This window comes from Lelliottia sp. JS-SCA-14, assembly GCF_035593345.1.
Lineage (GTDB): Bacteria > Pseudomonadota > Gammaproteobacteria > Enterobacterales > Enterobacteriaceae > Enterobacter > Enterobacter wanjuensis.
Map to the genome: position 1 here is coordinate 3,566,068 of NZ_CP141606.1, position 13,552 is coordinate 3,579,619.

Annotated in this window: 8 protein-coding genes, 1 tRNA gene, 2 rRNA genes and 1 other annotated feature; of the genes, 4 read left to right on the forward strand and 7 right to left on the reverse strand. The window is 53.1% G+C overall.

Features of this window, described 5'->3' with window-relative positions; genetic code table 11:
- Positions 1-88 precede the first annotated feature (88 nt).
- The 6 genes from U9O48_RS16630 to rluD form a co-directional block, all read right to left on the reverse strand.
- Positions 89-2,993, reverse strand: a 23S ribosomal RNA gene (locus U9O48_RS16630).
- Between the two features lie 216 nt (positions 2,994-3,209).
- Positions 3,210-3,285 (reverse strand) — tRNA-Glu (locus tag U9O48_RS16635).
- A gap of 84 nt (positions 3,286-3,369) precedes the next feature.
- Positions 3,370-4,909, reverse strand: a 16S ribosomal RNA gene (locus tag U9O48_RS16640).
- The 16S and 23S rRNA genes sit together here with 1 tRNA gene alongside, the layout of an rRNA operon.
- A gap of 456 nt (positions 4,910-5,365) precedes the next feature.
- Positions 5,366-7,939, reverse strand: a complete 2,574-nt coding sequence (gene clpB, locus U9O48_RS16645) for an ATP-dependent chaperone ClpB (protein WP_282494242.1) — start codon at positions 7,937-7,939, stop codon at positions 5,366-5,368.
- Positions 7,940-8,068: 129 nt separating this feature from the next.
- Positions 8,069-8,800 carry a purine nucleoside phosphorylase YfiH gene (yfiH, locus tag U9O48_RS16650; protein ID WP_324722808.1) on the reverse strand — a complete coding sequence of 244 codons (732 nt, stop codon included), beginning with the start codon at positions 8,798-8,800 and terminating at the stop codon, positions 8,069-8,071.
- The gene (rluD, locus tag U9O48_RS16655) at positions 8,797-9,777 is read right to left on the reverse strand and encodes a 23S rRNA pseudouridine(1911/1915/1917) synthase RluD (RefSeq protein WP_282494240.1); all 981 of its coding nucleotides are present in this window, start codon (positions 9,775-9,777) and stop codon (positions 8,797-8,799) included. Before rluD ends, yfiH begins: the two co-directional genes overlap by 4 nt.
- A gap of 130 nt (positions 9,778-9,907) precedes the next feature.
- Between rluD and bamD the strand changes: the two genes are divergently transcribed.
- From bamD to pheA, 4 genes are all read left to right on the forward strand, one after another.
- Positions 9,908-10,645, forward strand: coding sequence for an outer membrane protein assembly factor BamD (gene bamD, locus U9O48_RS16660; protein WP_095282962.1), 738 nt, complete (start codon positions 9,908-9,910; stop codon positions 10,643-10,645).
- 269 nt (positions 10,646-10,914) lie between these two features.
- Positions 10,915-11,256: a ribosome-associated translation inhibitor RaiA gene (gene raiA / locus U9O48_RS16665; protein WP_095282963.1), complete on the forward strand. Its 342-nt coding sequence runs from the start codon at positions 10,915-10,917 to the stop codon at positions 11,254-11,256.
- 103 nt (positions 11,257-11,359) lie between these two features.
- Positions 11,360-11,485, forward strand: a sequence feature (Phe leader region).
- Complete coding sequence (gene pheL, locus U9O48_RS16670) at positions 11,361-11,408, forward strand: pheA operon leader peptide PheL (RefSeq protein WP_261628237.1); 48 nt, start codon at positions 11,361-11,363, stop codon at positions 11,406-11,408. (Overlaps the previous feature by 48 nt.)
- Before the next feature lie 29 nt (positions 11,486-11,514).
- Positions 11,515-12,675: a bifunctional chorismate mutase/prephenate dehydratase gene (gene pheA, locus U9O48_RS16675; RefSeq protein WP_282494239.1), complete on the forward strand. Its 1,161-nt coding sequence runs from the start codon at positions 11,515-11,517 to the stop codon at positions 12,673-12,675.
- Here pheA and U9O48_RS16680 read toward each other — a convergent pair.
- Complete coding sequence (locus tag U9O48_RS16680; protein ID WP_324722809.1) at positions 12,672-13,544, reverse strand: SMP-30/gluconolactonase/LRE family protein; 873 nt, start codon at positions 13,542-13,544, stop codon at positions 12,672-12,674. The two genes, pheA and U9O48_RS16680, sit on opposite strands and share 4 nt — an antisense overlap.
- Between the last annotated feature and the right edge of the window lie 8 nt (positions 13,545-13,552).

Genomic DNA, 13,552 nt, shown 5'->3' on the forward strand with positions numbered 1-13,552 from the left:
TATCAACACGCATCTCTGCACGCTGATTAATCTGTTATCAGGCTGAAAATCGTCGTCTCTGCTTTCGCCAAAACATCTTCGGCGTTGTAAGGTTAAGCCTCACGGTTCATTAGTACTGGTTAGCTCAATACATCGCTGCACTTACACACCCAGCCTATCAACGTCGTAGTCTTCAACGTTCCTTCAGGACTCTCAAGGAGTCAGGGAGAACTCATCTCGGGGCAAGTTTCGTGCTTAGATGCTTTCAGCACTTATCTTTTCCGCATTTAGCTACCGGGCAATGCCATTGGCATGACAACCCGAACACCAGTGATGCGTCCACTCCGGTCCTCTCGTACTAGGAGCAGCCCCCCTCAATTCTCCAGCGCCCACGGCAGATAGGGACCGAACTGTCTCACGACGTTCTAAACCCAGCTCGCGTACCACTTTAAACGGCGAACAGCCGTACCCTTGGGACCTACTTCAGCCCCAGGATGTGATGAGCCGACATCGAGGTGCCAAACACCGCCGTCGATATGAACTCTTGGGCGGTATCAGCCTGTTATCCCCGGAGTACCTTTTATCCGTTGAGCGATGGCCCTTCCATTCAGAACCACCGGATCACTATGACCTGCTTTCGCACCTGCTCGAGCCGTCACTCTCGCAGTCAAGCTAGCTTATGCCATTGCACTAACCTCCTGATGTCCGACCAGGATTAGCTAACCTTCGTGCTCCTCCGTTACTCTTTAGGAGGAGACCGCCCCAGTCAAACTACCCACCAGACACTGTCCGCAACCCGGATTACGGGTCTACGTTAGAACACCAGCCATTAAAGGGTGGTATTTCAAGGTTGGCTCCACGCAGACTGGCGTCCACGCTTCAAAGCCTCCCACCTATCCTACACATCAAGGACCAGTGTTCAGTGTCAAGCTATAGTAAAGGTTCACGGGGTCTTTCCGTCTTGCCGCGGGTACACTGCATCTTCACAGCGAGTTCAATTTCACTGAGTCTCGGGTGGAGACAGCCTGGCCATCATTACGCCATTCGTGCAGGTCGGAACTTACCCGACAAGGAATTTCGCTACCTTAGGACCGTTATAGTTACGGCCGCCGTTTACCGGGGCTTCGATCAAGAGCTTCGCGTTGCCGCTAACCCCATCAATTAACCTTCCGGCACCGGGCAGGCGTCACACCGTATACGTCCACTTTCGTGTTTGCACAGTGCTGTGTTTTTAATAAACAGTTGCAGCCAGCTGGTATCTTCGACTGGTTTCAGCTCCGTCCGCAGGGACTTCACCTACACACCAGCGTGCCTTCTCCCGAAGTTACGGCACCATTTTGCCTAGTTCCTTCACCCGAGTTCTCTCAAGCGCCTTGGTATTCTCTACCTGACCACCTGTGTCGGTTTGGGGTACGATTTGATGTTACCTGATGCTTAGAGGCTTTTCCTGGAAGCAGGGCATTTGTTACTTCAGCACCGTAGTGCCTCGTCATCACACCTCAGCGTTAAAAAGGTCCGGATTTACCTAAACCTTCCGCCTACATGCTTAAACCGGGACAACCGTCGCCCGGCTAACATAGCCTTCTCCGTCCCCCCTTCGCAGTAACACCGAGTACAGGAATATTAACCTGTTTCCCATCGACTACGCCTTTCGGCCTCGCCTTAGGGGTCGACTCACCCTGCCCCGATTAACGTTGGACAGGAACCCTTGGTCTTCCGGCGAGCGGGCTTTTCACCCGCTTTATCGTTACTTATGTCAGCATTCGCACTTCTGATACCTCCAGCCCCCCTCACAGGACACCTTCAACGGCTTACAGAACGCTCCCCTACCCAACAACGCATAAGCGTCGCTGCCGCAGCTTCGGTGCATGGTTTAGCCCCGTTACATCTTCCGCGCAGGCCGACTCGACCAGTGAGCTATTACGCTTTCTTTAAATGATGGCTGCTTCTAAGCCAACATCCTGGCTGTCTGTGCCTTCCCACATCGTTTCCCACTTAACCATGACTTTGGGACCTTAGCTGGCGGTCTGGGTTGTTTCCCTCTTCACGACGGACGTTAGCACCCGCCGTGTGTCTCCCGTGATAACATTCTTCGGTATTCGTAGTTTGCATCGGGTTGGTAAGCCGGGATGGCCCCCTAGCCGAAACAGTGCTCTACCCCCGAAGATGAGTTCACGAGGCGCTACCTAAATAGCTTTCGGGGAGAACCAGCTATCTCCCGGTTTGATTGGCCTTTCACCCCCAGCCACAAGTCATCCGCTAATTTTTCAACATTAGTCGGTTCGGTCCTCCAGTTAGTGTTACCCAACCTTCAACCTGCCCATGGCTAGATCACCGGGTTTCGGGTCTATACCCTGCAACTTAACGCCCAGTTAAGACTCGGTTTCCCTTCGGCTCCCCTATACGGTTAACCTTGCTACAGAATATAAGTCGCTGACCCATTATACAAAAGGTACGCAGTCACCCCATAAAGAGGCTCCCACTGCTTGTACGTACACGGTTTCAGGTTCTTTTTCACTCCCCTCGCCGGGGTTCTTTTCGCCTTTCCCTCACGGTACTGGTTCACTATCGGTCAGTCAGGAGTATTTAGCCTTGGAGGATGGTCCCCCCATATTCAGACAGGATACCACGTGTCCCGCCCTACTCTTCGAGTTCACAACGTGTGCATTTTTGTGTACGGGACTATCACCCTGTACCGTCGGACTTTCCAGACCGTTCCACTAACACACGCGCTGATTCAGACTCTGGGCTCCTCCCCGTTCGCTCGCCGCTACTGGGGGAATCTCGGTTGATTTCTTTTCCTCGGGGTACTTAGATGTTTCAGTTCCCCCGGTTCGCCTCATGCCACTATGTATTCATGACATGATAGTGTGTCGAAACACACTGGGTTTCCCCATTCGGGTATCGCCGGGTCAAAGGTTCATATCACCTCGCCGACGCTTATCGCAGATTAGCACGCCCTTCATCGCCTCTGACTGCCAGGGCATCCACCGTGTACGCTTAGTCGCTTAACCTCACAACCCGAAGATGTTTCGTAAAACATCTCGTGTTGCGAAAATTTGAGAGACTCGAACACACCGTCACTCTGTTCTTATTACGGAGAACAGACGCAGCGTGTCGTTTCAATTTTCAGCTTGATCCAGATTTTTAAAGAGCAAATATCTCAAACATGACTCGGAAGTCAGTTTTGAGATATTGAGGCAGGTGACTTTCACTCACAAACCAGCAAGTGGCGTCCCCTAGGGGATTCGAACCCCTGTTACCGCCGTGAAAGGGCGGTGTCCTGGGCCTCTAGACGAAGGGGACGTGTAGTCTCAATCGCAAGACGCCTTGCTATTTACTTTTCATCAGACAATCTGTGTGAGCACTACAAAGGCAGGTTCTTTCAGGTAAGGAGGTGATCCAACCGCAGGTTCCCCTACGGTTACCTTGTTACGACTTCACCCCAGTCATGAATCACAAAGTGGTAAGCGCCCTCCCGAAGGTTAAGCTACCTACTTCTTTTGCAACCCACTCCCATGGTGTGACGGGCGGTGTGTACAAGGCCCGGGAACGTATTCACCGTAGCATTCTGATCTACGATTACTAGCGATTCCGACTTCATGGAGTCGAGTTGCAGACTCCAATCCGGACTACGACGCACTTTATGAGGTCCGCTTGCTCTCGCGAGGTCGCTTCTCTTTGTATGCGCCATTGTAGCACGTGTGTAGCCCTACTCGTAAGGGCCATGATGACTTGACGTCATCCCCACCTTCCTCCAGTTTATCACTGGCAGTCTCCTTTGAGTTCCCGGCCGAACCGCTGGCAACAAAGGATAAGGGTTGCGCTCGTTGCGGGACTTAACCCAACATTTCACAACACGAGCTGACGACAGCCATGCAGCACCTGTCTCACGGTTCCCGAAGGCACTAAAGCATCTCTGCTAAATTCCGTGGATGTCAAGAGTAGGTAAGGTTCTTCGCGTTGCATCGAATTAAACCACATGCTCCACCGCTTGTGCGGGCCCCCGTCAATTCATTTGAGTTTTAACCTTGCGGCCGTACTCCCCAGGCGGTCGACTTAACGCGTTAGCTCCGGAAGCCACTCCTCAAGGGAACAACCTCCAAGTCGACATCGTTTACGGCGTGGACTACCAGGGTATCTAATCCTGTTTGCTCCCCACGCTTTCGCACCTGAGCGTCAGTCTTTGTCCAGGGGGCCGCCTTCGCCACCGGTATTCCTCCAGATCTCTACGCATTTCACCGCTACACCTGGAATTCTACCCCCCTCTACAAGACTCTAGCCTGCCAGTTTCGAATGCAGTTCCCAGGTTGAGCCCGGGGATTTCACATCCGACTTGACAGACCGCCTGCGTGCGCTTTACGCCCAGTAATTCCGATTAACGCTTGCACCCTCCGTATTACCGCGGCTGCTGGCACGGAGTTAGCCGGTGCTTCTTCTGCGAGTAACGTCAATCACTGTGGTTATTAACCACAATGCCTTCCTCCTCGCTGAAAGTACTTTACAACCCGAAGGCCTTCTTCATACACGCGGCATGGCTGCATCAGGCTTGCGCCCATTGTGCAATATTCCCCACTGCTGCCTCCCGTAGGAGTCTGGACCGTGTCTCAGTTCCAGTGTGGCTGGTCATCCTCTCAGACCAGCTAGGGATCGTCGCCTAGGTGAGCCATTACCCCACCTACTAGCTAATCCCATCTGGGCACATCTGATGGCAAGAGGCCCGAAGGTCCCCCTCTTTGGTCTTGCGACGTTATGCGGTATTAGCTACCGTTTCCAGTAGTTATCCCCCTCCATCAGGCAGTTTCCCAGACATTACTCACCCGTCCGCCGCTCGTCACCCGAGAGCAAGCTCTCTGTGCTACCGCTCGACTTGCATGTGTTAGGCCTGCCGCCAGCGTTCAATCTGAGCCATGATCAAACTCTTCAATTTAAGTTTGATGCTCGTGAATTAAACTTCGTAATGAATTACGTATGTTCACTCAGAGACTTTGGTATTCATTTAGCGTCTTGCGACGTTTAGAATCCATGTCACTTTGAGTGCCCACACAGATTGTCTGATAAATTGTTAAAGAGCAGTGCAACGCGGCTTTCGCTCACCGTTGCGAGGTCCCGTATAATACGTTTTCCTCATTCAGAGTCAAGCGTTTAATTTCGCTTTTCTCTGTCGGCGTTCATCGCTGAACCCCTGCTGCTACGGCGGCTTGCGTGCCGTTGTTCCGTGTCAGTGGAGGCGCATTATAGGGAGTTATTCTGAGGCTGCAAGTGTAAATCAGAAAACAATGACTGACTGCTCACTTTCCAGGCAAATAATATCCCGGACATTGAGTTTCGCCTGGTTTTTAAACAAAAACGAGCCCCGCAGGGCTCGTTTTTCAGGTTTTGTGAATTACTGCACGGCCACAATTCGGTCTTCGTTCACTTCGAGACGAATGACTTTCCCTGGAATCAGCTCCCCGGAAAGAATTTGCTGTGCCAGTGGGTTTTCAATCTGCTGCTGGATAGCACGTTTCAGAGGACGCGCCCCGTAAACCGGATCGTAACCATTCGCACTCAACAGTTTCAGCGCGTCGTCGGAGATATGGATCTCGTACCCACGCTCTTCGAGACGTTTATACAAACGCTGCAGCTGAATCTGCGCAATAGAAGCAATGTGTTTTTCCCCAAGCGGGTGGAACACGACCACTTCATCAATACGGTTAATGAACTCCGGACGGAAGCTATGGCTAACCACGCCCAGCACCAGATCTTTCATATGACCGTAATCCAGCTCGCCGAAACGTTCCTGAATCAAATCGGAACCCAGGTTCGAGGTCATGATCACCACGGTGTTGCGGAAATCGACCGTTCTCCCCTGCCCGTCAGTCAGACGACCATCGTCCAGAACCTGCAGCAAGATGTTGAAAACATCCGGATGCGCTTTTTCCACTTCATCTAACAAGATGACGGAATAAGGACGACGACGAACCGCTTCAGTCAGGTAACCCCCTTCTTCATACCCGACATATCCTGGAGGCGCACCGACCAGACGCGAGACAGAGTGTTTCTCCATAAACTCGGACATATCGATACGCACCATCGCGTCGTCGCTATCGAACATAAAGTTCGCCAGGGTTTTACACAGCTCGGTCTTACCCACACCGGTCGGCCCCAGGAACAGGAACGAACCAATCGGACGATTAGGATCGGACAAGCCCGCGCGGCTACGACGAATTGCATTCGATACCGCTTCGACGGCCTCATCCTGGCCGATGACACGGTGATGAAGATCATGTTCCATCCGCAGCAGTTTTTCGCGTTCACCTTCCAGCATGCGGGCAACCGGGATCCCCGTCCAGCGCGCCAGTACATCGGCAATTTCCACATCCGTCACTTTATTACGCAGCAGACGCATGGTTTTGCCTTCTGACTGCGTCGCCATCTCCAGCTGTTTTTCCAGTTCCGGAATTTTGCCGTACTGCAGCTCAGACATACGCGCCAGGTCGCCCACGCGACGCGCCTGCTCAATGGCAATTTTCGCCTGCTCAAGCTCAGCCTTGATCGTCTGGGTGCCCGAAAGCGACGCTTTCTCAGCTTTCCACTCTTCTTCTAATTCGGAATACTGACGCTCTTTGTCGTCCAGCTCCTCATTGAGCATATCCAGACGTTTTTTACTCGCCTCATCAGACTCTTTCTTCAGCGCCTGCTGTTCAAGCTTGAGCTGAATGATCCTGCGGTCGAGTCTGTCGAGCTCTTCCGGTTTCGAGTCTATCTGCATGCGAATGCTGGATGCCGCCTCATCAATCAGGTCGATGGCTTTATCCGGCAGTTGCCTGTCAGCGATATAGCGATGAGACAATGTGGCAGCCGCCACAATCGCCGGGTCCGTAATCTGCACATGGTGATGCAACTCATAGCGCTCTTTCAGACCACGCAAGATTGCGATGGTGTCTTCCACCGTCGGTTCAGCCACGAACACTTTCTGGAATCGACGTTCCAGCGCGGCGTCTTTTTCAATGTACTGGCGATACTCATCGAGCGTAGTCGCGCCGACGCAGTGCAGTTCACCGCGAGCCAGAGCCGGTTTCAGCATGTTCCCGGCGTCCATTGCGCCATCGGCTTTACCGGCACCGACCATGGTGTGCAATTCGTCGATGAACAGAATGACATTCCCTTCCTGTTTCGACAGATCGTTAAGCACGCCTTTTAAACGCTCTTCGAATTCACCGCGGTATTTTGCCCCCGCCACCAGCGAACCCATATCCAGCGCCAGCACTCGGCGGCCTTTCAGCCCTTCCGGCACTTCGCCGTTGACAATACGCTGGGCCAGACCTTCGACGATGGCAGTTTTACCGACGCCCGGTTCCCCAATCAGTACCGGGTTGTTTTTAGTACGACGCTGCAGTACCTGAATGGTACGGCGAATCTCTTCGTCACGACCGATCACTGGATCGAGCTTGCCTTGTTCCGCACGCTCAGTCAGATCGACCGTATATTTCTTCAAAGCCTGACGTTGGTCTTCGGCTCCCTGATCGTTCACGCTTTCACCTCCACGCATTTTTTCAATCGCCTGAGTCACACTGGCGGTTGTCGCACCGGATGATTTCAGCAGATCGGTCAGCGTACCGCGTGATTCAAGCGCCGCCAGAACAAAGAGTTCCGACGAGATAAAGTTGTCCCCACGTTTTTGCGCCAGCTTGTCGCAAAGATTCAGCACGCGCACCAGATCCTGAGAAGGCTGAACATCCCCACCGGTGCCTTCCACCTGTGGCAGACGGCTCAGTGCCTGATCGATAGCCGTGCGCAGCTCGCCAGCATTAATGCCAGCAGACGTAAGTAAAGGACGTACCGATCCCCCTTCCTGATTCAGCAAGGCGCTCATTAAATGAAGAGGTTCGATAAATTGGTTGTCGTGCCCCAGTGCGAGAGACTGGGCATCGGCGAGAGCAAGCTGGAATTTATTAGTAAGACGATCCAGACGCATAACTCCTCCCATAACAGGTCAAATTTGCTACTGGAGATTAAATGAGGTCATCCCTCAATTATTCAAGGTTAATGACCTGAATTATGCGAAAAGAAAACGGCGCGTGCCGGATCGTCTTGATTCGTTAGGTTATATCAGCCAAATGAAACTTGCCATACGACCTGTGGTTTTGTCGCGACGATAAGAGAAAAAATCACCCTTTTCGGTGAAGGTACAGCGATCGCCACCGAAGATCTGCGTCACACCGACATTGCCCAGACGCTGACGGGCAAGCTGATAGATATCGGCCAGATATTTATCCCCTGTCGGTTGGAACGCGCTGACGGCTTGCGGATCTTGTTCGATAAAGGCTTCCCGCACTTCAGGGCCGACTTCAAAAGCCATCGCACCGATGGCCGGACCGAGCCATGCGATGATATTGCCTGGAGCATCATCAAAGCAGGCGACCGTCTCTTCCAGCACACCCGCGCACAGCCCCCGCCATCCGGCATGGGCTGCGGCCACTTCGGTGCCCGCACGGTTACAAAACAGAACCGGCAAACAGTCGGCGGTCATCACGGCACAAACTGTCCCGGGCGTATTGCTGTAGGATGCATCGGCGCGTTTAGAAGCATAGGGTTCCCCCGTCAGCTTCAACACATCTTTGCCGTGCACCTGCTCAAGCCATACGGGTTTTGACGGCAAATTCCCTGCCGCAAACATGCGCTTGCGATTCTCTTCAACGTCTTCAGGGTTATCACCACAGTGAGCCCCCAGATTCAATGACGCCCATGCATCGTGGCTCACGCCACCCACACGGGTTGAGCTACAGGCTGCCACGCCTGCAGGAATTGGCCACTCCGGGACAATCAGTTTGGTCATAACCAGTCCACTTTATCCTTATGTTCTTCAAAGTCTGCGCGCATCGCAGCGATGAGATCGACCATATCCTGTGGGATTGGCGCATGCCATTCCATTTCGATACCGGTGATCGGGTGGTAGAGACGCAGCATCGTTGCATGCAACGCCTGGCGGTCGAATTTACGCAGGGTGCTGATAAACTCTTCCGATGCGCCCTTCGGCGGACGCGGACGGCCACCGTAAACCTGATCGCCCACCAGCGGATGGGTGATATGGGACATATGCACACGGATCTGGTGAGTACGGCCCGTTTCCAGACGCAGACGCAGGCGCGTATGAATGCGGAAATGTTCCATGATGCGGTAGTGCGTTACCGCAGGTTTCCCCATCGGATGCACCGACATATGGGTACGCTTGGTCGGGTGACGGCTGATCGGCTCTTCTACCGTGCCGCCGGACGTCATGTGACCAATCGCCACGGCTTCATATTCACGGGTGATTTCACGCAGCTGCAGCGACTCCACCAGACGGGTCTGGGCAGGAACGGTTTTCGCGACCACCATCAAACCGGTGGTGTCTTTATCCAGACGGTGAACGATGCCCGCACGCGGTACGTCAACAATCGGCGGATAATAATGAAGCAGCGCATTCAGTACGGTGCCATCAGGATTACCGGCGCCAGGATGCACGACCAGGCCGCGCGGTTTGTTGATCACCAGAATGTCGTCATCTTCATAGACGATTTCTAACGGGATATCCTGCGCCTCGAAGCGGACTTCTTCTTCTATTTCAGCATTGATGGCGACGGCTTCCCCACCTAACACTTTCTCTTTTGGCTTGTCCCATACTTTGCCGTTAACCAGCACGCGCTGGTCAAGAATCCATTCTTTTATGCGTGAACGCGAATAATCAGGGAACATTTCGGCCAAAGCTTGATCTAAGCGTTGACCGAGCTGATTTTCGGAGACTGTTGCGGTGAGTTCTACTCGTTGTGCCATAGACTGCTTCTTCGTTTAACGTTGGGTTTTACGGCTTTGCCGTATAATATAGTGTGCTATTGTAGCTGGTCTTAATCGGGAGCAGGAAAGAGATTCTCCCGGACAAACATTTGAGGAAAGTCAAAACGTCATGACGCGCATGAAATATCTGGTGGCAGCGGCCACGTTGAGCCTGGCTTTGGTGGGCTGCTCCGGTTCAAATGAACAGGTCCCTGACAATCCGCCGAATGAAATCTATGCGACTGCACAACAAAAACTGCAGGACGGTAACTGGAAACAGGCGATAACGCAACTGGAAGCGCTGGATAATCGTTATCCATTTGGTCCGTATTCCCAACAGGTACAATTAGATCTCATCTACGCCTACTACAAAAATGCCGATCTGCCGCTGGCTCAGGCTGCCATCGATCGCTTCATCCGTCTGAACCCGACTCATCCGAACATCGATTATGTCATGTACATGCGCGGCCTGACCAACATGGCTCTGGATGACAGTGCCCTGCAGGGTTTCTTCGGTGTTGATCGTTCTGACCGTGACCCGCAGCACGCGCGTGACGCCTTCAATGACTTCTCCAAGCTGGTGCGTGGCTATCCGAACAGTCAGTACATCACCGATGCCACCAAGCGTCTGGTGTTCCTGAAAGATCGTTTGTCCAAATATGAGTACTCCGTCGCGGAGTATTACACGCGTCGTGGTGCATGGGTTGCCGTGGTTAACCGTGTCGAAGGCATGCTGCGTGATTACCCGGATACCCAGGCCACTCGCGATGGCCTGAAGCTGATGGAAAACGCATACCGTCAGATGCAGATGAACGCGCAGGCTGAAAAAGTCGCGAAGATCATTGCCGCTAACAGCAGCAATACCTGATCGTTCCCCAAATGCAAAACGGCAGCCCAAGGGCTGCCGTTTTTTTATCCATTATGGTCACTCGCAGAAGCGGTTTCGTACCGACCAATCCTATCAACTATGGCCGCAATTCCTGAGTTCGACAAGGTAAAATTCGCCTGTTCCTGTCTTTCCTCACAAAAAAGCTTCCTTGACAAAAAGTGACAAAATAACGTGATTTAGATCACACATTTTGACATTAGGACAGGTATGCTGGAATCACCAAGACGGAAAGACAAGAGGTAAAATTTATGACAATGAACATTACCAGTAAACAAATGGAAATTACTCCGGCAATCCGCCAGCACGTCGCAGACCGTCTCGCCAAACTGGATAAATGGCAAACTCATTTGATTAACCCGCATATCATTCTGTCTAAGGAACCACAGGGTTTTACCGCTGACGCAACTATCAATACTCCTAACGGCCATCTGGTCGCCAGCGCGAAACACGAAGATATGTACACCGCTATCAACGATTTGATCAACAAGCTGGAACGGCAGCTCAATAAAGTGCAACACAAAGGCGAAGCCCGTCGTGCCACCACCTCGGTGAAAGACGCAAGCTATGCCGAAGAAGTTGAAGAAGAGTAATCCTTTAAATTGAGTGTCCCGCTAACGCGCCTCCGGGCGCGTTTTTTATTGACAGGATGAAAACAGTACGGGTACTTTAAAGGTCTCAATCACAGGATGAACTCATGACACACACTCCGTTTTTCTTCGCATTCTTTTTTACCTTCCCCTGAATGGGAGGCGTTTCGTCGTGTGATAAAGAATGCGAAGACGAACAACAAGGCCTCCCACACCGGGGGGCCTTTTTTATTGATAACAATAAACGAAATAGGCAACGCTATGACATCGGAAAACCCGTTACTGGATCTGCGAGTAAAAATCAGCGCACTGGATGAAAAACTGCTGGCGCTGCTGGCCGAACGCCGTACCCTGGCCGTCGAAGTGGGCAAAGCCAAGCTGGACTCCCACCGCCCGGTACGCGACATCGATCGTGAGCGCGATCTGCTGGAGCGACTGATCGAGCTGGGTAAAGCACACCATCTTGATGCCCACTACATCACTCGCCTGTTCCAGCTGATCATCGAAGATTCCGTCCTGACCCAGCAAGCGCTGCTGCAACAACATCTGAATAAAACCAATCCGCACTCCGCGCGCGTGGCATTCCTCGGGCCAAAAGGCTCTTACTCGCATCTGGCGGCGCGCCAGTATGCCGCCCGCCATTTCGAAGAGTTCATTGAAAGCGGCTGCGCGAAATTTGCCGATATCTTTAATCAGGTCGAAACCGGACAAGCGGACTACGCCGTCGTGCCGATCGAAAACACCAGCTCCGGCGCCATTAACGATGTCTACGACCTGCTCCAGCACACCAGCCTGTCGCTGGTTGGCGAGTTGAATATTCCGATTGATCACTGCGTACTGGTTTCTGGCTCAACCGATCTCAGTCAGATCGATACGGTCTACAGCCACCCGCAGCCGTTCCAGCAGTGCAGCCAGTTCCTGAATCGCTATCCGCACTGGAAAATTGAGTACACCGAGAGCACCTCAGCGGCGATGGAAAAGGTGGCGCAGGCGAACTCTCCACGCGTTGCCGCGCTCGGCAACGAAGCGGGCGGTGCGTTGTATGGCCTGCAGGTACTGGAGCGCAACCTGGCGAACCAGACGCAGAACATTACCCGCTTCGTGGTACTGGCGCGTAAAGCGATTGATGTGTCCGACCAGGTTCCGGCGAAAACGACGCTGCTGATGGCAACCGGCCAGCAGGCAGGTGCCCTTGTTGAAGCCCTGCTGGTGTTACGTAATCACAATCTGATCATGACCAAGCTGGAATCCCGTCCGATTAACGGGAATCCGTGGGAAGAGATGTTCTATCTCGATATCCAGGCCAACCTGAAATCAACGTCCATGCAGAATGCCCTGCGCGAACTGGGCGAAATCACCCGTTCAATGAAAGTACTGGGCTGCTATCCGGGCGAAAACGTGGTACCGGTCGACCCGGTTTAACGTTCGACAAACCGGCTTTTCTTCATCCCTGCCACGCTGACGAGCAGGGTGAAGATCGCCCCGGAGAGCGGATAGTCCGCCACTTCCTGACTATCCATGTTCTCGCGCGTAGTGGTGATAAACAGCGTTTTCATCTCATCGCCGCCAAAACAGACCATCGTCGGGCAACGCACCGGCAGGCGATACTCTTCCAGCTGTTCGCCCTGCGGGGAAAATCGCGCAATACGCCAGCCATCAAACAACGCGCTCCAGTAACAGCCCTCGACATCCATCGCTGCCCCATCAGGAATGCCCTCGCCCTCCTCGAACCGGCGAAACACCTCACGCGCCCCCGGCTCGCCCTGCTCATTCAGCGGCGTACGGTAGATCACGCGATTCGGCGTGTCAGAGGTGAACATCCACCGTTTGTCCGGACTAAACGCGAGGCCGTTGTGCCCGTGAATATCGCACTGAATCACTTTCGGCGTCAGATCGTTATCGATACGCATCAGCATCGCGCCGTTGTAATCGCCCGGCCCCCAAAACGTGCCGGCATAAAAACGCCCGAGGTGATCGGTTCCGCCATCGTTAAAACGAGCCAGCTGAGGATTCGACGGGTTATCGCAGACTTTACGCTGGAGCAGGCCATGCTTATCCGTCAGCCAGATCGCGTTACGCATCGCGACGATAAACCCGCCCTTTTCGCGTATGGCAAAACAGCCGACCTCTTCATGGAAGGAGAGAACAGAGTGTTGACCAGAAGAGAGATGATAGCGATGAATTTCGCCTTCCAGAATATCGGCCCAATAGAGCGCATTCTCGCTTTCGCTCCAGGTCGGGCATTCCGTTAAGTGCCCGGTGTAATCGAATAAAACCTGCGGTTCAGCCATGACAAATC

Coding starts and splice junctions, on each gene's coding strand:
- bamD (WP_095282962.1), top strand. CDS start 9,908: ATGACGCGCATGAAATATCTGGTGGCAGCGGCCACGTTGAGCCTGGCT.
- rluD (WP_282494240.1), bottom strand. CDS start 9,777: ATGGCACAACGAGTAGAACTCACCGCAACAGTCTCCGAAAATCAGCTC.
- U9O48_RS16680 (WP_324722809.1), bottom strand. CDS start 13,544: ATGGCTGAACCGCAGGTTTTATTCGATTACACCGGGCACTTAACGGAA.
- clpB (WP_282494242.1), bottom strand. CDS start 7,939: ATGCGTCTGGATCGTCTTACTAATAAATTCCAGCTTGCTCTCGCCGAT.
- yfiH (WP_324722808.1), bottom strand. CDS start 8,800: ATGACCAAACTGATTGTCCCGGAGTGGCCAATTCCTGCAGGCGTGGCA.
- pheA (WP_282494239.1), top strand. CDS start 11,515: ATGACATCGGAAAACCCGTTACTGGATCTGCGAGTAAAAATCAGCGCA.
- raiA (WP_095282963.1), top strand. CDS start 10,915: ATGACAATGAACATTACCAGTAAACAAATGGAAATTACTCCGGCAATC.